The 24,846-nt window shown below is 67.7% G+C and carries 18 protein-coding genes; 16 read left to right on the top strand and 2 right to left on the bottom strand.

The genetic code is table 11. The annotated features are described in order from the left end of the window. Window positions 1–331 precede the first annotated feature (331 nt). From AC5P57_RS19945 to pncB, 3 genes are all read left to right on the top strand, one after another. Window positions 332–1,183 carry a glycosyltransferase family 2 protein gene (locus tag AC5P57_RS19945; protein ID WP_099553524.1) on the top strand — a complete coding sequence of 284 codons (852 nt, stop codon included), beginning with the start codon at window positions 332–334 and terminating at the stop codon, window positions 1,181–1,183. After that, window positions 1,180–2,019 (top strand): glycosyltransferase family 2 protein, encoded by an 840-nt coding sequence (locus AC5P57_RS19940; protein ID WP_099553526.1) that lies wholly within the window; start codon window positions 1,180–1,182, stop codon window positions 2,017–2,019. The genes AC5P57_RS19945 and AC5P57_RS19940 overlap by 4 nt, the downstream gene beginning before the upstream one ends. A 104-nt stretch (window positions 2,020–2,123) precedes the next feature. After that, the gene (gene pncB / locus AC5P57_RS19935) at window positions 2,124–3,305 is read left to right on the top strand and encodes a nicotinate phosphoribosyltransferase (protein ID WP_049402409.1); all 1,182 of its coding nucleotides are present in this window, start codon (window positions 2,124–2,126) and stop codon (window positions 3,303–3,305) included. Window positions 3,306–3,326: 21 nt separating this feature from the next. Here pncB and AC5P57_RS19930 read toward each other — a convergent pair whose 3' ends face one another. Next, window positions 3,327–3,692, bottom strand: coding sequence for a hypothetical protein (locus AC5P57_RS19930; protein WP_099553528.1), 366 nt, complete (start codon window positions 3,690–3,692; stop codon window positions 3,327–3,329). A 457-nt stretch (window positions 3,693–4,149) separates the two neighbouring features. Here AC5P57_RS19930 and AC5P57_RS19925 point away from each other — a divergent pair, with 457 nt between their 5' ends. From AC5P57_RS19925 to bcsZ, 13 genes are all read left to right on the top strand, one after another. Then, window positions 4,150–4,689, top strand: coding sequence for a fimbrial protein (locus AC5P57_RS19925; protein ID WP_262234525.1), 540 nt, complete (start codon window positions 4,150–4,152; stop codon window positions 4,687–4,689). Window positions 4,690–4,774: 85 nt separating this feature from the next. Next, window positions 4,775–5,503 (top strand): fimbrial biogenesis chaperone, encoded by a 729-nt coding sequence (locus AC5P57_RS19920; RefSeq protein ID WP_099553531.1) that lies wholly within the window; start codon window positions 4,775–4,777, stop codon window positions 5,501–5,503. A gap of 92 nt (window positions 5,504–5,595) precedes the next feature. Beyond that, window positions 5,596–8,160 carry a fimbria/pilus outer membrane usher protein gene (locus tag AC5P57_RS19915; RefSeq protein WP_315974195.1) on the top strand — a complete coding sequence of 855 codons (2,565 nt, stop codon included), beginning with the start codon at window positions 5,596–5,598 and terminating at the stop codon, window positions 8,158–8,160. Further along, window positions 8,151–9,188, top strand: a complete 1,038-nt coding sequence (locus tag AC5P57_RS19910; protein ID WP_262234527.1) for a fimbrial protein — start codon at window positions 8,151–8,153, stop codon at window positions 9,186–9,188. Before AC5P57_RS19915 ends, AC5P57_RS19910 begins: the two co-directional genes overlap by 10 nt. 198 nt (window positions 9,189–9,386) lie before the next feature. Next, window positions 9,387–10,940, top strand: a complete 1,554-nt coding sequence (locus AC5P57_RS19905; protein ID WP_262234528.1) for a cellulose biosynthesis protein BcsE — start codon at window positions 9,387–9,389, stop codon at window positions 10,938–10,940. Next, window positions 10,937–11,116 (top strand): cellulose biosynthesis protein BcsF, encoded by a 180-nt coding sequence (bcsF, locus tag AC5P57_RS19900; protein ID WP_033836073.1) that lies wholly within the window; start codon window positions 10,937–10,939, stop codon window positions 11,114–11,116. The genes AC5P57_RS19905 and bcsF overlap by 4 nt, the downstream gene beginning before the upstream one ends. Then, window positions 11,113–12,744: a cellulose biosynthesis protein BcsG gene (gene bcsG, locus AC5P57_RS19895; RefSeq protein ID WP_099553542.1), complete on the top strand. Its 1,632-nt coding sequence runs from the start codon at window positions 11,113–11,115 to the stop codon at window positions 12,742–12,744. Before bcsF ends, bcsG begins: the two co-directional genes overlap by 4 nt. Next, complete coding sequence (gene bcsR, locus AC5P57_RS19890) at window positions 12,744–12,923, top strand: cellulose biosynthesis protein BcsR (protein WP_049451376.1); 180 nt, start codon at window positions 12,744–12,746, stop codon at window positions 12,921–12,923. Before bcsG ends, bcsR begins: the two co-directional genes overlap by 1 nt. Further along, the gene (bcsQ, locus tag AC5P57_RS19885; protein ID WP_099553544.1) at window positions 12,920–13,675 is read left to right on the top strand and encodes a cellulose biosynthesis protein BcsQ; all 756 of its coding nucleotides are present in this window, start codon (window positions 12,920–12,922) and stop codon (window positions 13,673–13,675) included. The genes bcsR and bcsQ overlap by 4 nt, the downstream gene beginning before the upstream one ends. Next, window positions 13,675–16,299: a UDP-forming cellulose synthase catalytic subunit gene (gene bcsA, locus AC5P57_RS19880; protein WP_049451378.1), complete on the top strand. Its 2,625-nt coding sequence runs from the start codon at window positions 13,675–13,677 to the stop codon at window positions 16,297–16,299. The genes bcsQ and bcsA overlap by 1 nt, the downstream gene beginning before the upstream one ends. Continuing rightward, on the top strand, window positions 16,296–18,659 hold the full coding sequence (bcsB, locus tag AC5P57_RS19875) for a cellulose biosynthesis cyclic di-GMP-binding regulatory protein BcsB (RefSeq protein ID WP_262234529.1): 2,364 nt from the start codon (window positions 16,296–16,298) through the stop codon (window positions 18,657–18,659). Before bcsA ends, bcsB begins: the two co-directional genes overlap by 4 nt. Further along, window positions 18,659–22,240, top strand: a complete 3,582-nt coding sequence (gene bcsC / locus AC5P57_RS19870) for a cellulose synthase complex outer membrane protein BcsC (RefSeq protein ID WP_495219762.1) — start codon at window positions 18,659–18,661, stop codon at window positions 22,238–22,240. Before bcsB ends, bcsC begins: the two co-directional genes overlap by 1 nt. After that, window positions 22,224–23,357, top strand: a complete 1,134-nt coding sequence (bcsZ, locus tag AC5P57_RS19865; RefSeq protein WP_142807232.1) for a cellulose synthase complex periplasmic endoglucanase BcsZ — start codon at window positions 22,224–22,226, stop codon at window positions 23,355–23,357. The genes bcsC and bcsZ overlap by 17 nt, the downstream gene beginning before the upstream one ends. An 86-nt stretch (window positions 23,358–23,443) precedes the next feature. On the opposite strand, the gene AC5P57_RS19860 is transcribed toward bcsZ, so the two are convergent. Next, window positions 23,444–24,760 carry an NCS2 family permease gene (locus AC5P57_RS19860; protein WP_099553550.1) on the bottom strand — a complete coding sequence of 439 codons (1,317 nt, stop codon included), beginning with the start codon at window positions 24,758–24,760 and terminating at the stop codon, window positions 23,444–23,446. Between the last annotated feature and the right edge of the window lie 86 nt (window positions 24,761–24,846).

Genomic DNA, 24,846 nt, shown 5'->3' with positions numbered 1-24,846 from the left:
CGTGGATGCTTTTCGATTCCAATTCGAAATATTCGATTCCAATGGAGATTCATCCACGCATGGCGTGGATCTACCGCAGCTCGCAGAAATCTGTCGAAGGCGGGGTGGGTCCGGTTGCGGGGGTGTCAGCCGCATGGATGCGGCTGCCAAGCCCCCAAGGACGGGTTTACGGCGTCCCCCGCAACCGGACCCACCCCGCCAACCCCAGGAACCCAGCTTCTGCTTCGGCTGTTGCTGTTGCTCCGGCCCTGGCCTGAAGCGGGTGCCGGGTGCAACCCGGCCGATACCCTCCCAGTGCTAGGCTGTGACCACCGACAACCACGGAGGCGGGATGGGGGCGATCGTGTTGTTGCCGCTGTGCGTGGACGATGCTGCGCTCGATCGCTGCCTGGCCGCACTGGATGCCGGCACCGCGCCGGGCACCGCGGTCTGGCTGGCCGACGACGCACAGACCGGTCCGCGTGCGCAGGCGGTGGTCGAACACTGGCTGGCGCATACGCCACTGCAGGCCGAGTACACCCGCCGCGCGCGGCCGTTGGGCGAGGTGGCCCACCTGGACGAGATGCTGCGCGCCTGCGACGGCCTGGACGTGGCCGTGCTGGCGCCGGACAGCGTGCCGGCACCCGGTTGGCTGCAGCAGCTGCAGGACGCCTTCGCCCGCGATGCCGCCATCGCGACCGCAACCCCGTGGTGCAATGCCGGCGAAACCGCTGCGTGGCCACGGCTGGGCGAGATCAATCCGGAACCGGACGATGCGGCGCTGCTGGCACAGACCTGCGCCGCTTTGCCGGCGCTGCACCCGGAGCTGCCATCGGCGGTCACCCATGCGGTGCTGGTGCGTGGCAACGCGCGCCGTCGCGCCGGTGGCCTGGACGTGGACAGCTACGCCGGCTGGAACGCGGCCCTGGTCGACCTCAGCCTGCGCATGGCTGGTCTGGGCTGGCGCAACGTGCTGTGCGAGACCGCCTTCGTCAGCCGGGCGGGCGAAGCGGTCAGCCGCGATGGCGACCTCGAGGCGCTGGCTGCGCGCTGGCCTGGCTGGGTGCCGCGCCTGGCCGATTTCCTGATGCACGATCCATTGCACGGTCTGCGCGCCGATCTGCAGCAGCGCATGCGGCAGGCGATAATGCCGAAGGAACAGGGCGACCTGTTCGTTCCTTCCGCGCCGGAGCCACCCGCTTGAATGTTGCCATCGCCGCCATCGTCGTCACCTACCAGAGTGGCAGCACCATCGATGCCTGCCTCTCGCGCCTGCGCCAGGCGCAGGACGTGGCCGAGATCCGGGTGATCGACAACGGCTCGCTGGATGGCACGCTGGACATCGTGCAACGGCATGCCAGCCACGATCCCCGTGTGCGTTTTGTCGGCAATCCTGACAATCCCGGCTTTGCCGCTGCCAACAACCAGGGGGTGGCCGATTCGCACAGCCCGTGGCTGGCCTTCATCAACCCGGACCTGATGGTCGAGCCCGATACCCTGGTCGAGCTGCGTAGCCGTGCCGAAGGGTTGGGTGATTGCCTGCTGGGTGTCGAGCAGCTGGACGAGCATGGCCATGCCGACGAGGCGGTGCGCCGTCGTGATCCGGATTTCCTGTTGATGCTGCGTTCGCCCGGCAAAGGCTCGAAGCTGGCGGTCCCGCGCGACCCTCAGCAGTCGCTGCAGCGGGTGCCGGCACTGTCCGGTGCGCTGCTGATGATGCCGCGTGCGCTGTTCGACCGCATCGGTGGCTGGGACGCTGGCTATCGCCTGCACGCCGAAGACCTGGACCTGTGCCGGCGCGCACGTGAGGCTGGCGCGGTGGTGGCGATCGCCAACGACCTGCAGGTCACCCATGTGCGCGGCGTCTCCAGCCGCTCACGACCGTTCTTCGTTGAATGGCACAAGCACAAGGGCCTGTGGCGCTATTTCCAGAAGTTCGAAGCGAAACAGCGTTCGCTGCCGGTGCGGGTGGCGGTATGGGGCGCGATCTGGGCCCATGCGCTGATGCTGGTGCCGCGCCTGCTGCGACGGTCGCTGTAGCGCCGGGTCCACGCTCGGCTTTACCGTTCGGGCCACCCATCCACGCATGGCGTGGATCGACTGGCGGCGCCCCGGTTCACCTCTCCGGGCGCATAATCCGCCCCATGCCTATCATCCAGTCCCTGCTCGACACCGACCTGTACAAGTTCACCATGATGCAGGCGGTGCTGCACCAGCACCCCGGCGCCCAGGTGCAGTACCGGTTCAAGTGCCGCACCCCCGGCATCGACCTGGCCCGCTACATCGACCAGATCGACGAAGAGATCGACCATCTGTGCAGCCTGCGTTTCAGCAGCGCGGAACTGGACTACATGCGTGGGCTGCGCTTCGTGAAGCCCGACTTCGCCGATTTCCTCGGCCTGTTCCACCTGGACCGCAAGTACATCCAGCTGCGTGCGTCGAAAACCGTGCCCGGCGAGATCGAACTGGACATCACCGGTCCGTGGCTGCACACCATCCTGTTCGAAGTGCCACTGCTGGCGATCATCAACGAAGTCTGGTTCCGCAACACCACCACGCCTGACTTCGCCGAAGGCGAGCGCCGCCTGCAGGCCAAGGCCGCGCTGCTGCGCGATACACCCGGTTTCGAACAGTGCCGCATCGCCGACTACGGCAGCCGCCGCCGCTACTCGCGCGACTGGCATGCGCGCCTGCTGCCGCTGCTGCGCGATGCGCTGGGCCCGCAGCTGGTGGGAACCAGCAACGTGCACTTCGCGCGCCTGTACGGCATGACCCCGCACGGCACGATGGCGCATGAGTACCTGCAGGCGTTCCAGGCACTGGGCCCACGACTGCGCGATTCGCAGGTGGCGGCACTGGAATCGTGGGCGCGCGAGTACCGCGGCGACCTGGGTATCGCGCTGTCCGACGTGGTCGGCCTGGACGCGTTCCTGCGCGATTTCGACATGTACTTCTGCAAGCTGTTCGACGGCGTCCGGCATGACTCCGGCGATCCGTTCGACTGGGGCGACCGCATGCTGGCGCACTTCCAGCAGCGTCGGGTCGACCCGCGCAGCAAGGTGCTGGTCTTCAGCGACGGCCTGGACATCGCCAAGGTCATGCGCCTGTACGACTACTTCCGTGGTCGCTGCCAGGTCGCGTTCGGCGTCGGCACCCACCTGACCAATGATCTGGGTCCGACGCCGCTCAACATCGTCATCAAGATGGTCCGCTGCAACGGCCAGCCGGTGGCCAAGCTCAGCGATTCGCCGGGCAAGAGCATGTGCGACGACCCTGGTTACCTGGCCTACCTGCGCCAGGTCTTCGAGCTGCCGCAGCCGGCATAACCCGCCGGCCTTCAGTGCTGCTTACAGGTAGTCGACCACGACCAGGTAGGCGCCCTGCAACGGCTGCTGCTTCGAGGCCTGCACGCTGTAGCGCTCGGAGAAGGCGATATCGCCGGCGCGCATCGCGCTGGCCGACACCGACAGTTTCTGCCCCTGGCGCTTGCCATCGCGCAGCGTTGCGGCCTGGCCATCGGCCAGCGCCGTCACAGCCACCGTCGAGCCCTTGGCCGACGGCGGGCAGGCCGCCAGGCTCAGCTCGCCCTGGGACAGGTTGGTCGTGCAGCCCGGTTCGACGATGCGGCCGCTGAAGCGGATGCTGCCGCTGCTGGCCTGGGCCACGGCACTGAGGGACATCAGGGCCACGCACAGCAGAAGGGAGGTTCTCATGACACGTTCTCTGGTTCGGTGTGTCCTAGTTAGCGACAGCTTCGACCAGCCTTTAATAGGACGATTCCGAATCTGCTAGGCCCATCACCAAGAAAGAGTGATGCGCATCAAAGAAGCCAATTTCGACCTGAAAAAGGCCTGTTTCCGTGCATGCCGAAAGCGCCACCCGAAGCGTCATCCAAGGTCGTTTCCGACCTGATCCGGCGACCGTCAAATTCCCGCACCTGCAAGGCCAACATTTCGCTTAACACGTCACATTTGCTGCGTCAATGAATTGGCGTTCAGAAAAATAATGAGACTTTCATCACAGTTGTGCCTATACTTGCGTCACGGATTCAGGGGAACGTATGTCCGAATCCGGCCACAGGTGAGACGCAAGGATGGGTCTTGTTCGCCCGGCAGTGCTCCTTGCTTCCTCCTCTACTTCCATCTCTTCAGTAGGGTTAGGTAAAAGCGAATGCACAAGATCAACCTCATTGCCGCTCTGATGCTGGCCGCCGCTCCGCTGGCCGCCAGCGCCGCCGACGGCACCATCACCTTCAACGGCAAGGTGACCGACAAGACCTGCACCATCTCGACCCCGGGCGGCAAGGACTTCGCCGTCAACCTGCCGACCGTGTCCAAGAACACCCTGGCCGCCGCCGGTAACGTTGCCGGTCGTACCCCGTTCGCCATCAACCTGACCAAGTGCAGCGCCGGCAACGTCGCGACCTACTTCGAGCCGGGTTCGACCGTTGACTTCAACACCGGCCGCCTGCTGAACCAGGCTTCGGCCAACGCTGCCACCAACGTGCAGCTGCAGCTGCTGGGCTCGAACAACCAGGTCCTGCCGATCAAGGCTGCAGGCGCTGGCCAGGCCCAGACCAACTCGCAGTGGGTCACCGTCGGCACCGACGGCTCGGCCGACCTGAACTACTACGCTGAGTACTACGCCACTGCCGCCGCCACCCCGGGCGACGTCACCAGCAGCGTCAAGTACACGATCATCTACAACTGATCGTAGCCGTACCCGCACTGGCCGGCGTACGCGCCGGCCAGTGCCTCGCGGCCTCTGGCCCCATACCTCGAGCGTAGTACTTCCGATGAAAGCACTCTTTCCCCGGGCGCTGCTGCTGGCAGCGTTCACGCTGCCCTTCTGCCAGGACGCACTGGCCGGCGTGGTGGTCAATGGCACGCGGGTGATCTATCCGGCGCAGGCGCGCGAAGTCACCGTGCAGGTCGACAACGTGGGCGATTCACCGGCGCTGGTGCAGGCCTGGATCGACAGCGGCGACGCCAACCAGACCGCCGATACCAGCGATGCCCCGTTCGTGCTGACGCCGCCGATCGCGCGTGTCGAGCCGGGCCGCAGCCAGGCGCTGCGACTGATCTTCTCCGGCGCGCAGCTGCCGACCGACCGTGAGTCGGTGTTCTGGCTCAACGTGCTGGATGTTCCGCCGTCCCCGGACAACGCCGACAGCGGCGAACAGAATTACCTGCAGGTCGCGTTCCGTTCGCGCCTGAAGCTTTTCTACCGGCCGCAGGGCCTGAAGGGCGTCGCCAACGACGCGCCGGCAGCGCTGCGCTGGACCCGTACGGGCGACCGTCTGCGGGTGGAAAACCCGAGCCCCTTCCACGTCACTCTGGCCGAAGTACATGCCGTGACCGGCAGCAGTGAAAAGGCCGTCGAGGACAAGGGCGCAATGGTCGCGCCGAAGCAGAGCCTGGAGTTCGCCGCACCGGCGGGCACCGACCAGGTCCGCTTCATCACCATCAACGACTACGGCGGCCGGGTGGAACACACCATCCGCCTCGGCAGCACCGGGGGCTGAACGCGCCGCGCTGGCCCCTGGCCTGCGCATCCCGCCACCGCCGCTGTGCGGCGAATTGAAGGAATGTCAGTGTGATCGGAAACAGATTGACATTGTCGATCCATCAGGCGCTTTGCCTGCTGGTTGCTGGCGTGGCCTGCCCAGGATGGGCGCTGGCTGCCCCGGCCAATCTCGGCGAACAGGCGCTGATGGCGCAGAGTGGTGCGGCCAACGCGCGTGCACCGGAATCGGCCCAGTTCAACTCCAGCTTCCTGTCCGGCCAGGCCAAGCAGGTCGACCTGGCGGCCTTCAGCAACGGCAATCCGATGGTGGCCGGCAACTACCGTGTCGACGTGTACGTCAACGGTGCCTGGCAGGGCCGCCGCGACCTGCAGTTCAAGGCCGATGCGCAGGGCCGTGTCGACGCCTGCCTGCCGCTGCCGATGCTGGAAGAAATGGGCGTGGACAGCGAGGCCGTGCTGCTGCAGCAGGATCCGTCCGTGCCTGCCGACAAGACCAGCTGCGTGCCGGTCCAGCAGCGCATGGCCAATGCCTATGGCGTCTATGACAGCGGCAACCTGCGCTACGACCTCAGCATCCCGCAGGTGTTCCTGCGCCGCGAGGCGCGTGGCTACGTCAACCCGGCACTGTGGGACCGTGGCATCAATGCCGGCTTCGTCGGCTACAGCTTCAATGCCATCGACAGCGACAGCCGTGTCGATGGCGGCCAGCGCAACCGCAGCGCCTACCTGGGCCTCAACGCCGGCCTCAACCTGGGCGGCTGGCAGTTCCGCCACGACTCGAACCTGACCTGGTCCGAGGGTGACGGCCGCCATTGGCAAAGCATCGCGACCTACGCCCAGCGCGGCATCCCGCAGGTGCGTGGCATGCTCACCATCGGTGAGGCCTACACCACCGGCGAGCTGTTCGATTCGATCGGTTACCGCGGTGCCAGCCTGGCCAGCGACGACCGCATGCTGCCCGATTCGCTGCGCGGTTACGCGCCGGTCGTGCGCGGTATCGCCGAGACCAACGCGCGCATCGAAGTGCGCCAGAACCAGCAGCTGATCTACTCCTCCACCGTATCGCCGGGCAGCTTCGTCATCGACGACCTGTACCCGACCGGCTACGGCGGCGACCTGGAAGTGAGCGTGATCGAGGCCGATGGCCGCCGCCGCGAATTCAAGGTGCCGTTCGGTTCGGTGCCGCAGATGCTGCGCGAAGGCGTGTCGCGTTACTCGCTGACGGCCGGCCAGGTGCGCAACAAGCTGCTGGCCGATGAGCCGTGGCTGGTGCAGGGCACCTATCAGCGTGGCATCGGCAACCAGTTGACCCTGTACGGCGGCAGCGCACTGAGCGATGGCTACCTGTCGCTGCTGTACGGCGTCGGCCTGTCCACGCCGGTTGGCGCGTTCGCCGCCGACGTCACCCACGCCCGTACGACGTTCGACCACTATGGCAACCACACCGGTGCCAGTGTGCGCCTGAGCTACAGCAACATGATCGGCGAGACCGGGACCAACCTGACCCTGGCCGCCTACCGCTATTCGACCGAAGGCTTCTACAGCCTGCAGGACGCGCTGTACGGTCGTGATTCGGACAAGCGTGGCATCGATCCGACCACCCGCGGCCGCCAGCGCAGCCAGTTCCAGGTGACGCTGAACCAGCCGCTGGGTCGTCGTGGCGGCGCGCTGTACCTGACCGGTTCGGTGCGTGACTTCTACGATCGCCCCGGTACCTCCAAGCAGTACCAGGTCGGCTACAACAACGCCTGGCGCTCGGTGAACTATGGCTTCTCCGCGCTGCGCACCGAAGAGGGCGTGCTGGGCCGTTCCGACACCCAGTACCTGCTGTCGATGAGCGTGCCGCTGGGCCGTGGCACCCACCCGGTGTCGTTCAGCGCCGATCTCGGCGTGCGCGACCGCGGTGGCTACGACAACAGCCGCGTCGGCATCACCGGTTCGGCCGGCGTCGACAACAACTTCAGCTATGGCGCAGCCCTGTCCGACTCGCGCGAGGGTGGCACCACCGCGGTCGGCAACGTCGAGTACCGCAGCCGCTACTCCGCGTTGAACGCCACCTACAGCCATTCGCGTGATTTCCGCCAGGCCTCGGTCGGTGCCAACGGCAGCGTGGTCGTGCATCCGGGCGGCTTCACTTTCACCCCGCAGCGCGGCGACACGATGGTGCTGGTGGAAGCGCCGGGCGCACGCGATGCCATCGTCAGCAACGCCCCGGGCCTGCGCGTGGACGGCCGCGGCTACGCCGTGGTTCCTTATGTCTCGCCGTACCGCCTCAACACCGTCACCCTCGACCCGCAGGGCATGGCCCACGACGTCGAACTGGAGAGCACCAGCCAGGCGATCGCGCCGTTCGCCGGTGCCATCAGCTACCTGCGCTTCGATACCCGCAAGGGCAACGCGCTGCTGATCCAGGTGCGCAACACCGATGGCCGCACCATGCCGTTCGGTGCGCAGGTCAAGGATGAGCAGGGCCAGCCGGTGGGCATGGTCAGCCAGGGCGGCCGCCTGTACGTGCGCAGTGAAAAGAACCAGGGCCGCCTGCTGGTGGAGTGGGGCGCCGGCGCCGACCAGCGCTGCACCGTCGATTACCAGGTTCCGGCGGGCGCTGATGCGTCCAAGACCGGCTTCATCCCGCTGGAGGCAGCATGCCGATGATCTCTTCCCGTGGCCGCAAGGCGCTGAGTGCCCTTGCATTGCTGGGCGGCGTGCTGCTGGCTCAGCAGGCCAGCGCCGCGTGCCGTATCCAGGTCAGTGGATTCGTTGCGCAGGACGTGCAGATGGACATGGGTCAGATCGTCATTCTGCCCAGCACACCGGTCGGCGGCGTGATCAAGGAAATCAGCGTGCCGATCAACCAGCAGAACAGCGTCGCCCGCTGCGACTACTGGTATGGCGGCAGCTCGACCGGCGAGTATGTCAATGCGCCGCAGAAGCGGCCGGTGGCCGGCTTTGCCAACGTCTACGAGACCGGTGTTTCTGGCGTGGGCATCCGACTGTTCCGCGACTCCGGCGCGATCCAGACCTACTACCCGCATTCCATCAACTTCGGCGCCAACTCCACCATCTCGCTGATCGGTGGCCAGTTCCGCATCCAGCTGATCAAGACCGCCGCGCAGACCGGTTCGGGCGTGATCGCACCCAATGGCCGCTTCACCACCTATTACTTCGACGGGGATGGCCCCAGCCGCCCGGTACTGACCTCGACCTTCAGGGGCTCGGGCACCACCGTGGTCAGCCCGACCTGTGAAGTGCAGGCCGGCAGCCGCAACATCGCGGTCGATTTCGGCAGCGTGGCCAATACGACCTTTACCGGTGTTGGTTCCAAGGCCGTCGACCGTGACTTCGAGATCCGCCTGAACTGCCAGGGCAGCAATGTGGCCGCATACCAGAGCAAGATCGGCATCCGCCTGGATGCCGACCAGGACAGTTCGAACATGCCCGGCGTGCTGAAGCTGAGCGCAGCCACCAACAGCGCCACCCGCATCGGCATCCAGATGGTCCAGCGCGACGGCAGCACCGAACGCGAAGTGCGCTTCGGCCAGACCATCAGTGTCGGCACCACCACCACCGGTACCAGTGTCATGAGCCTGCCGCTGCGGGCCCGCTACGTGCAGACCCAGGCCGGTACCGTCGGTGCGGGCACCGCCAACGGGCAGGCGACGTTCACGATCCAGTACGAGTAGTACGCGCTTTCCATTGCTGAGTTTCGAGCCTCACGTCGCCCGTTCTGCGGGCGGCGTTGACTGCGTCTTGATCCCGCAAACGTGAAGATCGGGGCTATCATTGCCGTACAGAAACATGAATGTGATGTACGTCATGGAAATGACCTCCTTTTCACCGCAATGCCTCCACTGCCGGGCTTCCCGCCCGGATGAGGGGCAATGAAAGGATCCGGCGTGCCAGCGACCCACCTTGCCATTGCCGGATTGCCCGCCGAGTTCGTCGAGATGCGCAGCGGAGGCCTGTACTGGGTGGTGGCTGCCGGCAGCGCGCCGACGGACCTGCTTGGTGCCGGCGTGCTGGCCACGGCCGACGCACTGGACGAGGCCGTGCTGGTCACGCTGGGGCGGGGGGCCGAAGCGATGCTGGCGCTGCTGCCTGCCGACCAGGGACCGTCCCGCCTGCGCCTGTTCCAGCGCTCGCACCACGGCATGCAGCAGGCGTTGCGCGGGCTGATCGGCGATCTGCCGCGCACCGCCTCGGCGCGTACCCGGCTCAGCCTGGTGCAGTTCCCGGTGGCGGCGCTGGACGGCTGGGATGATGCCCGCCTGGCGCGCTGGTGCCAGCAGCTGCAGGAATGGGCCGTGCAGGCGCAGCAGGTGCTGCTGTTGCTGTGCCATGGCGAAGTGGCGACGCTTGCGCCACGTCTGCTGGCGTTGAACCGCAGCTGCGCCGGCGTGGCCCAGCTGCATCCGCATCGCGGCGCCCTGCAGCTGCTGCTGCATTACTGGTCCAACAGTCATGGTGTGGTGGCCCAGCGAGCGTTCGGCGTCGAGCAGGAAAGCCGAGGGCTGCGCCATCTGGCCGAGGCCGATGCCGCCGGGACGGCGATCGGTTCGGCCAGCGGCAGTGACCGCGATGTCTACCTGGCCCAGACCGAAGTACTGGAAGGTGCGCCGCCACTATCGGCGGCCTGGCGCCTGTATGACGGCTGGGGCGGATTGCTGCCCGCCGCGCTGCAGGCGCGCGAGGCCACCGTGGTGCTGGCCATCGACGAGAATGCCCAGGTGGATGCACTGGCCCGCCTGCTGCACCGCCTGCGCCGCGAACGCGGCAACGCATTGAAACTGGTGGTGCGCGAGCTGCAGCCCTGCCTGCGCTATGCCGATGAGCGCCTGCTGATGCAGTGCGGCTGCAGCCTGGTGGTGCCCGCCGACACCCCGTTGCCGCGTCTGTTGACCCTGCTGGATACCGTGCAGCGTCAGCGTTGGCAGGGGCAGCTGGCTGAAGATCCAGAGCCGCTGATCCGTGCGCATCGACCGCCTTCGGTGAGTGGCCTGGTCAACGCCGCACGATTCCGTCAGGTCGCAGGTGAACGCATCGATCAGGATGGCAGCGCGGTGGAAAGCGCCGTGCTGGCGCTGCAGCCGGTGGCCGGCCTGCGTGCCGAGCAGACCCTGCAGCAGCTGCGCATCCGCCGCCAGGGCGATCTGGCCTGTGTCTATCGCGGGCAGGTACGGCTGTTCCTGTTTGGCTGCCGGCGTGATGCGGTCGAGCAGGCCCTGGGCAATCTGTTCCGCCTGCCCTGGCGCGAATTGTTCGATGGCTACCAGCGTCTGGCCGAGTACGACATTGCAGCGATGAATGCGCGCAGCAGCGATCCGGAGGCCGAGGTACTGCCTGAAGCCCCTGCGATCCTGCCGGCCGTGGCCCCGGCGCTCGAGGCGCCGGTTCTCACCGCCCCGAGGCCGCTGCGACTGGGAGATCGCGCATGACTACCGACCAGCAACTCTGGACCCTGATCGTCGCCTGCGCACTGGTGATGATTCCCTTCGGTGCCATGCTCGGTACGCTGTGGCGCGGGCTGCGCCGCCGTGTCGCGCGCTGGCTGCCGCCCCGCCACCTGCGCCGTGCCGGTGTGCGCCAGCGCGCACCGCGGAGGGCGGCATGAGTCCGCAGGCAGTTCCCGCATCTCCCTTTGCCTGGGCCGACCTGCGCGGCTGGAACCTGTATTTCCTGTCCAAGGTGGTACTGGCCTGGATGGGCGCGCTGGATCTGAAGATCCTGCCCAACCTGCTGTTCCTGGGCGCGCTGCTGATTCCACTGCGCTGGCGCTGGGCACGCATCGCGCGCACTGTCGTCGCGGTACCGGTAGGCGTGGCCCTGTACTACCAGGACACCTGGTGGCCGCCGTTCCGGCGCCTGTTGGTGCAGCCTGGCGTGCTGGACTTCTCGGCGGACTACTGGCTTGAGCTGGCCCAGCGCTTCATCAACTGGCAGATGGTGGCGGTGCTGGCGATGCTGGTGCTGGCCTACGTACTGCTGAAGCCGTGGCTGCGCATCACCACCCTGAGCGTGCTGGGCATGCTTGGCCTGGCAGTGATGGCGGTACCGGTGCCGGCGGGCTGGAACTGGGGGCAGGGTACCGCCACCGCGGCTACCGCCAGCGCCGGCGGCACCCCAGGTGGCGGCCTGCCGCCGGCCAACAACGAGACGCTCAATGCATGGCTGGCCAGCTTCTACCAGCAGCAGGCCAGCCTGAAGACCAGTTTCCCGGCACCGGGCAGCGGCGCGCCCTTCGACGTCATCATCCTCAACATCTGCTCGCTGGCATGGAGCGATCTGGATGAAGTGGGGCTGCGCCAGAACAACCTGCTCGATCACATGGACGTGGTGTTCGACGACTTCAACTCGGCGACGGCCTACAGCGGTCCGGCGGCGATCCGCCTGCTGCGCGCCAGCTGTGGCCAGACCTCGCATACCGGGCTGTTCGATCCGGTGCCGGCCGAGTGCCAGCTGTTCTCGAACCTGCAGCATCTGGGCTTCCAGAGCGAGCTGGCGATGAACCATGACGGCCACTTCGACGATTTCATCGGTGAACTGCACCAGTATGGCGGGCTGCAGGCGCAGCCGATGGATATCAGCGCATTTCCGACCGCGCTGGTGGCCTTCGACAAGTCGCCGTTGCGCCGCGATGGCGATGTGCTGATGGCCTGGTGGAAGCAGAGGATGGCCGGTTCCAGCCAGCAGGTGGCGCTGTTCTACAACACGATCTCGCTGCACGATGGCAACCGTATCGTTGGTGCCGATGGCCGCTCCAACGCCGCCGACTACAAGGCACGTGCGGAAATGGTGCTGGGCGACATGGCCGGATTCGTCGACGCGGTGGAAAAGAGTGGCCGCCGCGCGATGATCGTGGTGGTGCCCGAGCATGGCGCGGCCCTGCATGGCGACCGCATGCAGATTCCGGGCATGCGTGAGATCCCCAGCCCGTCGATCACCCACGTGCCGGTGGGCGTGAAGCTGATCGGCATGGGCGCACCGGCGGCCGGCGGCCCGCGTCATGTCCCCGAACCGAGCAGTTACCTGGCGGTGTCCGAGCTGGTGTCGCGTGTGTACGCGTTGAACGCCCAGTCGCCGCCGAGCGAGCGCAACTGGGACAGCCTGCTGAAGGGGCTGCCGCAGACGCCGTCGGTATCGGAGAACGAAGGCGCCAAGGTCATCGAGTACGCCGGCAAGCCCTGGCTGCAGCTGCAGGGCAGCCAGACCTGGAGCCCCTACCCGGAGGAGGCCCGCTGATGCCTGCCGACATTCTTGCCGTGCCGGTCACGCTGTCCGTGGAAGAGGACGACATCGACCTGCTGCGCCGCAGCCTGGACATGCCGGGGCTGCCCTATGTGGACTTCTCGGCCCAGCGGGAACGCGCACGGGCACTGGCGCGCTGGCCGTTGCTGGCCGAGCTGGAGCCGCGCCGATGAACACCTTGCTGTCGCTGCAGGGCATCCATGGCGGAACCGGCGTCACCACGGTGCTGGCCGCGCTGGGCCAGGGCCTGCATGCCCAGGGGCAGCGTGTGCTGCTGGTCGAATGCAGCCCGGACCAGATGCTCGGCCTGCACCTCGGCCTGCCTGTCGACGTGGACACCGGCTGGGCGCGCGCACAGCTGGACGGTACGGACTGGCGTGATGCCGCCTACGCCGTCGCAGCAGGACTCGCGGTGCTGCCTTATGGTCGTGTCGACGCCGAGGCCGCGATGCGCATCGAACAGCAGCTGCAGCAGGCACCGGCCACCTGGGCCGAGCGCATTCCGCTGCTGGAGACCCAGTTCGACTGGATCCTGTTCGACCTGCCGCAGCGCCTGCCGGCGCACGCTGCGGCCGTCAACCAGCACGCGCGCTGCACGCTGCCGCTGCGCCTGGCCTGTGTCGATCCGGTCAGCCATGTGTTCCTGCAACGGCAGCCGGATGACACCCGCCTGCTGCTGGCCAACCGCTACGATCCGGTCATTCCGGTGCAGCGCGACCTGATGCAGCTGTGGCTGCACGCGCACGGCGCGCGGCTGGTGCCGCAGCCGCTGCACGAGGATGCGCGGGTGCCCTCCGCACTGGCCAGCAAGCAGCCACTGGGGCGCTATGCGACCGATTCGCTGGCCGCTGCCGATGTCGATGGCCTGGTGCTGTGGTGCCTGGCCGAGGCCGCACGGCGCCAGGCCGCGATGGGGGCACGCTGATGGGCGCCCGCGTCTACTACCTGGGCTGGGGGCGCCTGCGCGAACGCGTGCATGCGTCCTGGCCGACCCGGTCGCTGCTGTGGTTGCTGCAATGCGTGGGCTGGGCATTCCTGCGCCTGGAAGGGCCAGCGTGGCAGGCACAGGCCCCGCGCCTGCGCAACGCCTTCCCGCAGATCCAGGGCGACCGTCGCTGGCGCCCTGGCGATCCACTGCGGTTGCTGATCCAGGCCATGTGGCTGTCGGTGGTGCGGTTGGTACCGCAGCCTTCGCTGAGGCGGCAACGGTTGGCTCAGGCCCGTCGCGAACGCATTGCCGAACTGCGTGGCGCGGCCGGTCGCGGCCGCCTGCGCTATCTGCGCGCGATGCGCGATGCGCCCAGTGAATTCTGGAACAGCCGTGTGGCGGCCTGGTTCGGCCGCAAGGTGGGCAGCCTGTCGCCACGTTCGCGGCATGTGCTGACCCTGCTGGTCGGGTTGGCCACGCTGGGGCTGGCGGCGCTGTGCATCACCCAGCCGTTCACCTATCTCGCGCAGTTCGTGTTCGTCTTGCTGCTGTGGGTCATCGCGCTGCTGGTACGGCGCATGCAGGGGCGCTATGCGACGCTGGTGCTGGTGGTGCTGTCGATCACCGTGTCCTGTCGCTACCTGTGGTGGCGCTATACCGCCACGCTGAACTGGAACAGCACCTTCGACCTGGTCTGTGGCGTGGTGCTGCTGGCGGCGGAAACCTATTCGTGGCTGGTGCTGATGCTGGGCTACGTGCAGGTGGCCTGGCCGCTGCGTCGCCGCCCGGCGCCGCTGCCGGCCGATATCCACCAGTGGCCGACGGTGGATGTGCTGATTCCCACCTACAACGAAGACCTGGCGCTGGTGCGGCACACCGTGTACGCAGCGATGGGCCTGGACTGGCCGGCCGACAAGCTGCGCATCCATATCCTCGATGATGGCAAGCGTGAGGACTTCCGCGAGTTCGCCGAGCGCGCCGGGGTCAACTACATCACCCGCTCGAACAACCATCACGCCAAGGCCGGCAACCTCAACCATGCGTTGACTCTGATTGATGGTGAGCTGGTGGCCATCTTCGACAGCGATCACCTGCCGGTGCGTTCGTTCCTGCAGATCACCTGCGGCTGGTTCCTGCGCGACCCGAAACTGGCGCTGGTGCAGACCCCGCACCACTTCTTCTCGGCCGATCCGTTCGAACGCAATCTGCAGGTGTTCCGCAGCGACCCCAACGAAGGCGAGCTGTTCTACGGACTGGTGCAGGACGGCAACGACCTGTGGAACGCGGCGTTCTTCTGCGGCTCCTGCGCAGTACTGCGGCGTAAGGCCATCGATGCCATCGGCGGGTTTGCCACCGAAACCGTCACCGAAGATGCACACACCGCGCTGCGCCTGCATCGCAAGGGCTGGAACTCGGCCTACCTGCGCATTCCGCAGGCGGCCGGCCTGGCCACCGACAGCCTCGGCGCGCACGTCAACCAGCGCATCCGCTGGGCGCGCGGCATGGTGCAGATCTTCCGCATCGACAACCCGCTGCTGGGCAAAGGCCTGAGCCTGTTCCAGCGCTTCTGCTACGCCAACGCGATGCTGCATTTCCTGGCCGGCATTCCACGCCTGGTGTTCCTCACCGCGCCGCTGGCGTTCCTGCTGCTGCACGTCTACATCATCTATGCGCCGGCGCTGGCCATCCTGCTGTTCGTGGTGCCGCACATGGCCCACGCCAGCCTCACCAACGCACGCATCCAGGGCAAGTACCGGCGGCCGTTCTGGGGCGAGGTGTACGAGACGGTGCTGGCCTGGTACATCGCGCGTCCCACCACCGTGGCACTGTTCAGCCCGGGCCGTGGCAAATTCAACGTCACCGACAAGGGCGGCACCCAGGCCGGCGACCGATTCGACTGGCGCGTGGCGCAGCCCTACCTGGTGCTGGCGCTGCTGAACGTGCTTGGCCTGTGCTTTGCCGTGTGGCGCTTCATGCACGGGCCGCTCGATGAACGCGGCACGGTGGTCGTCAGCTCGCTGTGGGTGCTGTACAACCTGCTGATCATCGGCGGTGCGCTGGCGGTGGCCGCAGAAGTACAGCAGGTGCGGCGCACGCATCGCGTCACCACCCACCTGCCGATGGCGCTGCAGGTGCCTGATGGCCGCCGCCTGCGCGGCGTGCTGCAGGACTATTCCAACGATGGCGTAGGCGTTGAACTCGGCGAAGACGCACAGCTGGCCGAGGGCCAGCGCGTGCAGGTGCTGCTGGGGCGGGGCCGCCGCGAATTCGCGTTCCCGGCGCGGGTGCAGCGCACCGTCGGCCAGCGACTGGGCCTGCTGCTGCTGTTCGAGGACGAACGCCAGCGCGTGGAGTTCGCCCAGTGCACGTTTGCCCGCGCCGATGCCTGGCTCGACTGGCACGCCGGTTACCAACCCAAGAGCCTGCCGCGCAGCCTGTGGAGCGTGCTGGTCCTGGGCTGGCGCGGCTATCGGCGGATGGGTGATTTCGCACCGTTCGACCTTGACCGCCCGGCACACTGGAACCGTCGCCTGCTGCGATGGCTGGCCAGTTTTGCTCCGCAACGTCCGCTTCCTTCCCACCCGGCTGACCCAGCCGCTGATCCAGGGCTTCGTCCATGACCCTTCCGTCCTCTCTGCGCTGGCTGCTGCTGCCCCTGCTGGCCCTGCCCGTGGCGTCAGGCAACGGCGCGCCTGCTCCGGCACCGGTCGCCCCTCCTACCACAGCGCCTGCCGCGCCGCCGGTGCCGAGCGTGCCGGCCGCGCCAGCCACCCCTCCCGCCGCCGGTGCCGAGCCCGCGCTGGCGCAGACCTGGACGGGCAGCGCCTGGCCCTGGCAGCGGCAGAACACCTTCGCGCAGCTGGGGCGTCGCCAGGACACGCTGTTGTCGGGGGTGCGCAACGCCACCACCTTCGAGTTCCAGGTCCGCCGTGACCGCCTGGTCCGCGATGCCGAGCTGGATCTGAGCTTCACGCCGTCACCGTCGCTGTTGCCGACCCTGTCGCACCTGCGGGTCTACCTCAACGACGCGATGATGGGCGTGGTGCCGATCAGCAACGACCAGCTGGGCCGCCCGGTGCAGGCCAAGCTGCCGCTGGACGCGCGCCTGATCGCCGATTTCAACCAGGTCCGGCTGGAGTTCGTCGGCCACTACACCGACATCTGCGAAGAGCCGACGCACAGCTCGCTGTGGGTCAACCTGTCCAGCAACAGCACGCTGCGCCTGGGCGGCCAGCCGCTGGCGATGCAGGACGACCTGGCCAACTTCCCGCTGCCGTTCTTCGATCCGCGCGATACCGCACGGCTGGAACTGCCGGTGGTGTTCGCTGCCGCACCGAGCCTGGCGCAGCAGCGTGCGGCGGCGGTGATGTCCTCGTACTTCGGCAGCCTGTCCGGCTGGTGGCGCCAGGCGCGCTTCCCGGTCAGCTTCGGCACGCTGCCGGACAAGGGCCACGCGGTGGTGCTGGCGGTCAACGGCAGGTTCCCGCCAGTGATCGCCAACCATGCCCCGGTCAAGGGCCCGGTGATCGAACTGATGTCGCTGCCGGAAGACCCGCAGCGCAAGCTGCTGCTGGTGCTGGGCCGCAACGATGACGACCTGCAGAAGGCAGTGGCCGCGATGGCTGCAGGCAACGTGCTGTTCCGTGGCCGCCAGGTCAGCGTCGACGAGATCAAGCCGCTGGCCCCACGCAAGCCGTACGACGCACCGAACTGGGTGCGTACCGACCGCGCCGTCCGCTTGGCCGAACTGCTCGATTACCCGCAGCAGCTGCACGCCAACGGCGTGTCGCCGCAGCCGATCACGGTCAACCTCAACCTGCCGCCGGATCTGTTCATCTGGCGCAACCAGGGCATTCCGCTGAACCTGCGCTACCGCTACACGCCGCCGTTCGGCAGCGATGAATCGCGGCTGGGCGTGGCGATCAACGATCAGTTCATCTCCAGCTTCCCGCTGGTGCGTCGCAACGGCAAGCAGGGCCTGGAGGAAATCCGCCTGCCGGTGCTGGCCGGCGATGCCGGTGCCGACGACGGGCGTCTGCTGATTCCGGCGCTCAAACTGGGCGACCGCAACCAGCTGCGGTTCGATTTCAACTTCGCCAGCGTGATGGGCAGTGCGCAACGCGACCACTGCCAGACCGTGCTGCCGCCCAACCTGCAGGCAGCGATCGAAGAAGACTCGACCATCGACTTCTCCGGCTTCCATCACTACATGGGCCTGCCGGACCTGTCCGCATTCGCGCTCAGTGGTTTCCCCTTCACCCGCATGGCCGATCTGTCCGAGACCGTCGTGCTGGTGCCCTCCAGCGCCAGCGAAGCACAGGTCAGCCTGCTGTTGAACCTCATCGGTGGGCTGGGCGTGCAGAGTGGCTACCCGGCCTATGGCCTGCGCCTGTCCAATGACTGGAAGCAGGCCAGCGCGCTGGATGCGGACCTGCTGATGCTGGGCGCCCTGCCGGCCGAGCTGCGCGGCAGCCAGCAGCTGTCGCTGCTGATCGACGACCAGCGCACGCGTCTACTCAACGGCCAGTCGCCGTCGCCGCAGCAGGCGATGGAACAGGCCCGCCGTGGCAGCCGCGATGGCGACCCGGCGGTGACCGAAGTGGCAGTGAGCGCGCAGGCACCGTTTGCCGCGATCATCGGCATGCAGTCGCCGAAGCATGCGCAGCGCAGCATCGTTTCGCTGGCCGCCAGCAATGCCGCCGACTACGGCCTGCTCGACGATGCGCTCAGCGATACCGGCAAGCGCGAAGCCATTGCCGGTTCGGTGGCGATCCTGCGTACCTCGGGCATTCACAGCCAGTTCGTCGGCGATCACTACTACGTTGGCGCGCTGCCGTGGTGGCTGCTGCTGTGGTACCACCTGGCCGATCACCCGGCGCTGCTGGCGGTGCTGGCCACGGTGGTGGTGCTGATGGTCGCCTTCCTGCTGTGGCGCACGCTGCGCTGGGTCGCGGCCAAGCGCCTGGACCCGGGGCACTGATGATACGTACGCGGCATCCGCTGATCACCGCTTCCGGCCTGGTCCTGTTGGGACTGGCCGGTGCCGGGCCCTGCGCGGCGCAGGCCTTGCCCGATACACCGGGCGGAACCGTCGCCGAGCAGCGCCAGTGGCTGCTGCAGCAGGTGCGCATTGGCGAGGCCACCGGCCGCCAGAGCCTGATCGAAGACGCGCTGGCGCGGCTGCGCATGCTGGCACCGGATGATCGCGGCACGCTGGTGGCGATCCTGGAAGTGCAGCTGTCGCAGCAGAAGCTGCAGGATGCCGAGGCGACCCTGAAGCGCCTGCGCGAGATCGGCACGGGTACCCGTGAACTGGCCGCCGGCGAGCGCCTCTGGCAGGCTTATCGCGGTGACCTGCAGCAGGATCTGCAGCAGGCGCGTCTGTTCGCTGCCGGTGGTCGCAGCGCCGAAGCACTGGCGATCTACCGGCGCCTGTTCAACGATGATCCGCCCGGCCTGCAGCTGGGCCTGGAGTACTGGCGCCTGCGCGGCGCCCAGGCGGATGGGCGTGCACAGGCGATCCGCGCGCTGAGCGAACTGGACCGCAGTTATCCGGGCAATGTGCCATTGCTGCAGGCGCTGTCGCAGATGCTGTTCGCTGCCGGCCGCGATGCCGAGGCGCTGGCCGCGCTGCAGCGCATGGGGCGCAATCCGGAAGCCCGCGGCATGGCGGCGGATGCCGAGTGGGCCTACCTGAAGGATCAGCCGGCCGATGACCGCAGCGTGCGCAGGCTGCAGGACTTCATCACCCGCAACCCGACGTTTGCCGACATCGCGTTGGTGCGCGAGCGCTACACCGACCAGCACAAGCGGGTCAGCGACCCGGCGTGGCGCGCCGGCCTGCGCGGCCAGCAGTTGCTCGATGCCGGCCGCAATGAAGAAGCCGAGCGCGCTTTCCTGCAGGCGCTGCGCGGCTATCCGCGCGAGCCCGACCTGCTGGGTGGGCTGGGCATGGCGCTGATGCGACAGGGCCGCCGCGAGCAGGCCATCAACTATTTCCAGCGTGCGGTCCAGGCCACCCCGGCCGGTGACAGCAACGACAAATGGCGTGACCTGATTGCCAGCACCCGCTACTGGCTGCAGCTGGACCAGGCCGATGCGGCGCTGGCGGCCGGCCGGCTGGACGAGGCCGAGCGACTGTATGCGCAGGCGCGTCGCCAGCAGCCCCGCGACGTCACTGCTGCACTGGGCCTGGTCGACGTGGCCGTGGCCCGCGGCGATGACGCTGCAGCCGAACGCCAGTTGCAGGTTGCCCGTCGGGTGGCGCCCAACGACGCCAACGTGATCCGCAAGCTGGTGCAGCTCTACGGCCGCACCGACCCGCAGCGGTTGGAAGCCTTCATCAACGCGTTGCCTGCCGCCCAGCGCAGGTTGTATGCCGAAGACCTGCGCCAGCTGCAGATCAGTCGACTGCGTGAACGCCGCGAGCAGGCGTTGGCTGCCGGTGATGCAAGCACCGCGATCACGCTGGGACAGCAGCTGCGCGGCGAACTGCCAGGCGATGCATGGCTGGCCTATGCGCTCGGCAACGAGCTGCGCGCCGCCGGCCGGCAGGAGGAGGCCGACGTGGTGGTGGCCGACATGGCCACGCACAACGACAGTGCCGAGGCGCGCTACGCGCAGGCGCTCTATCTGTCGGGATCCGATCGGCTGCCGCAGGCGCTGGCGGTGCTCGATGGGCTGCCGCAGGCGCAGTGGGACGACGACATCCGCGCGCTGTCGGCGCGCCTGCAGCGGCAGCAGCTGGTCGATCATCTGTGGGATCTGCGTGCGCAGGGCAGGGAGGCCGAAGCCATCGCGCTGCTGCAGCAGCAACCGTCCAGCACCGACAATGATCTGCTGATGGCCGAGTGGGCGCGCCTGCGCGGCGATCATGCGCAGGCACTGCACTACTACCAGCGCGTGCTTGTTGCACAGCCGGACAATGTGGATGCGCAGCTGGGCCAGGTACAGGCCTGGATCGGCACCGGCGATCTGGCCAGCGCACGCCGCCAGATGCACGACGCACCGCCGGCAGTGGACGATGCCGGGATCGGCCAGCAGCGCCAGCTCGCCACCATCTGGACCGACCTGCGCGAGGACACGAAGGCCCTGGCGATCCTGCGCGCGCTGCTGGCGCGCAAGGCCGGGCCCGATGCACAGTCCTGGCGTGACGCGGCACGACTGGTGCGCCGCGATGATCCACAGCAGGCGCTGGACATGTACGCGCAGGCGATGGCCGACAACGGCCTGTTGGCTTCCAGCCAGGCCACGCCGCGCGACAACCGCGCGCTGACCCTGGCCAGCCGCGAGACCGCAGGCGACGACTGGTTGCGGCGCAGCCTGCGCAGCGACGTGGAAACCCTGTACCAGCAGGAGAACCCCACCCTGACGGTGATGCAGGATACGGGCCGCCGCAGCGACGGCACACCCGGCATCTCGCGGCTGTCGCGTGATACCCGCATCGCGCATCTCGACGCACCGTTTGCCGGTGGCCTGGGCTGGGCGCGCATCGAACAGGTGAGCTTCGACGCCGGCCGCTTCCAGACCGACGGGAACGGCGCCTACGACGAGGATTTCGGCAGCTGCGACCTGGATCTGCTGCAGGCCGACAACAGCCGCCTGCGCGCACCAGGGTGCACCCGTTTCGTCCATCAGCGGCGCACCTCCGGCGCTGGCTTCGCCGTCGGCTGGCGCACCCTGGACGACCGCTGGAACCTGGATATCGGCCACACCCCATCCAACTACGTGGTCGGCAACTGGCTCGGCGGTGTCACCCTCAATGGCGACCTCGGGCGCTTCGGCTGGGGCGCCACGGTGTCGCGGCGGCCGATGACCAATTCGCTGCTGTCGCAGGCCGGCGCGGTTGATCCGCGCAGTGGCATCAGCTGGGGCGGCGTCACCGCCAACGGCGTGACCTTCAGCCTCGGCTACGACCAGGGCGGCCGTGATGGGGTGTGGTCGAACTGGAGCTGGCATCGGCTGACCGGCCACAACGTGGCCGACAACACCCGCGCACGCGCGATGGTGGGCTGGTATCACAAGCTGATCCAGCGCCCCGACATGCGGCTGGACGTGGGCACTACCGCGATGTACTGGCGCTACCAGAAGGACCTGGGCGGCTACTCGCTGGGCCAGGGCGGTTACTACAGTCCTCAGCGCTATGCGTCGCTGAGCCTGCCGGTCAGCTTCGCCTGGCGCAACGACGTGTGGTCGGTGCGCGTGGATGGCTCGGTCAGCGTGTCCAGCGCGCGCACGTCCTCGATCAGCCGCTTCCCCGACCAGGCCTTGATCGATCGCGTGATCGAGCAGCTGGAGCCGCAGTATGGCCCACTGCGGCTGGACGAGGCCGGCCTGTATACCGGCGACAGCCGGAGCACCGGCACCGGCTACCGTCTGTACGGCGCGGTCGAGCGCCGCCTGGGCGACCACTTCGTGCTTGGCGCCGCCGGCACCCTGCAGCGCAGCCGCGATTTCTCACCAAACTCGTTCCAGCTCTACCTGCGCTACACCTTCAAGCCCTGGCAGGGAAACCTGCCGTTGCCCGTATCGCCACTGGTGCCATATGGCGAGTTCCGCTGACCTGCAGCGACGGCGCCTGCTGCAGGCGGCCGCCACGCTGCCGCTGCTTGGCTGGCGCCACGCGCAGGCCGCGCCCGCAGCGCGCTGGCCGGCCTGGCAGGTACTGGTCGACAGCAGCCTGAGCCGCGACGGACGCATGATCGATCGCAGCCAGGACGATCAGCGCAGCACTTCCGAAGGCCAGTCCTATGCGTTGTTCTTCGCCCTGGCCGACAACGACCAGGCGCTGTTCGACCGCATCCTGGGCTGGACCCAGGACAACCTCGCCGGTGGCGACATGCGCCAGCATCTGCCCGCCTGGTTGTGGGGGCGGGATGACAAGGGAAGCTGGCGGGTACTGGACGGCAACCCGGCCTCGGACTCCGATCTCTGGCTGGCCTACGCGCTGCTGGAAGGCGCGCGGCTGTGGCGGCGTCCCGCGTTGAAGGCCATCGCCGAGGGCATGCTCGCGCAGGTGCGGGCACGCGAGATCGTGGACCTGCCCGGGCTCGGCCCGATGTTGCTGCCGGGCCCACAGGGATTCACCGAAGGGGACGCCACGCGGGTCAACCCCAGCTATCTGCCACTGCCGCTGCTGCGCCGCTTTGCAGTGGAGGATCGTAGCGGGCCGTGGCAGGCGCTGGCGCGCAACAGCGTGCAGCTGTTGCAGCAGACCAGCCCACACGGGTTCGCACCGGACTGGGCGGCGTGGAAAGGCGATCGCTTCGTCGTCGATCCGGTGCGTGGCGCGGTCGGCAGCTACGATGCCATCCGCTGCTACACCTGGGCAGGCATGACCGCACCGCGCGATCCGTTGTTCCGTGCGCAGCTGGCGGCCCTGTCCGGGCCGCTGCAGCGCCTGCGCAGTGGTGCACCGATGTGGGAGAAGATCGACACCCGCAGTGGCCAGGGGCAGGGTGAAGGCAACTACGGATTCCGCGCTGCACTGCTGCCGTATCTGATCGCGCAGGGCGAAGCGGAGCGTGCCGATGCATTGTTGGCCAGTCTGCCCAGTACGGAGCAGCAGCGTGCTGACGCACCGGCCTATTACTCGCAGATGCTGGCGCTGTTCGGTCGTGGCTGGGCCGAAGGACGATGGCGTTTCGCCGCCGACGGCCGCCTGCAGCCCAAGCGCTGAGCGTGCTATCCGCCGGGCATGGCCCGGCACTACCGATGGGATCGGATCCCATTGCGCAGCAATGGGCTCTGACCCTCAGCCAGGCATCACTCCAACGCGTAGCGCAGGGTAAACAGCACCGCCACCAGCCACACCGCCGGATGCACTTCGCGCCAGCGCCCGGTACCGGCCTTCAGCGCGGCATAGGCGATGAAGCCGAACGCCAGGCCGTTGGCAATCGAGTAGGTGAATGGCATCGCCAGCGCACACAGCGCCGCCGGCACCGATTCGGTCAGGTCGCTCCAGTCCACTTCCACCAGTTCGCGCAGCATCAGGCCGGCCACGAACAGCAGCGCCGGCGCGGTGGCATAGCTGGGCACCATCGCTGCCAGCGGCGAGAACAGCAGCGCGGCCAGGAACAGCGCCGACACCACCAGCGCGGTCAGGCCGGTGCGGCCGCCCACCTGCACGCCCGAAGCGCTTTCGGCAAAGGCGGTGGTACTGCTGGTGCCCAGCATCGAGCCTGCAACAATCGCGGTGCTATCGGCCAGCAACGCACGGCCGAAGCGCTTCTGCGCGCCCGGCAGCTTCAGCAGGCCGGCGCGGCCGACCACGCCATACAGGGTGCCGGTGGCATCGAACACTTCCACCAGCACGAACACCAGCACCACCTGCAGCAGCACCGCCAGCGGCGCGCCGCCGTCATGGTGCAGCAGGCCCGGCAGGTCCAGCTGCAGGAAGGTGGGTGCAAGGCTCGGCGGCAGCGAGACCAGGCCCTGGTACTGCACGTCGCCCAGCGCCCAGCCCGCGCCGGTCACAGCCAGGATGCCGATCAGGATCGCACCACGGATGCGCCGTGCTTCCAGCACCGCGATCAGCAGGAAACCGGCCAGGGCCAGCAGCGGCGGTGCCGTGTTCAACGGGCCCAGTGCCACCAGCGTGTCTTCATTGCCGATGATCACGCCGGACTTCTGCAGCGCGATGATCGCCAGGAACAGGCCGATACCGGCCACGATGGCCGAGCGCAGCGATGAGGGAATGCCCGACACCAGCCATGCGCGCACACCGGTCAGCGACAGCACCAGGAACACCAGGCCGGAAATGAACACCGCACCCAGCGCCTGCTGCCACGGCAGGCCGGCCGCGCCCACCACCGTAAAGGCGAAGAACGCGTTCAGGCCCATGCCCGGCGCCATGCCCACCGGGAAATTGGCCGCCAGTGCCATCACTGCCGAACCCAGCGCAGCGGCCAGGCAGGTGGCAACGAACACCGCACCGGCATCCATGCCCGTGGTCCCCAGGATTTCCGGGTTGACGAAGACGATGTAGGACATCGTCAGGAAGGTGGTGACACCGGCCAGCAGCTCGGTGCGCACGGTGGTGCCGTGCTGCTGCAGCTGGAACAGGCGCTCGAACAGGGACATGGGGAAATCTCAACCCGTTGGTCGTGGGTACCGACCGTTGATGGTGGGTACCGACCGTTGGTCGGTACGCCTTCCGTCACCACCAA

The organism is Stenotrophomonas sp. YJH_SMC_79 (assembly GCF_059367995.1).
The sequence above is the reverse complement of the archived record's forward strand: the minus strand, read 5'-3'. Positions and strand labels throughout refer to the sequence as shown.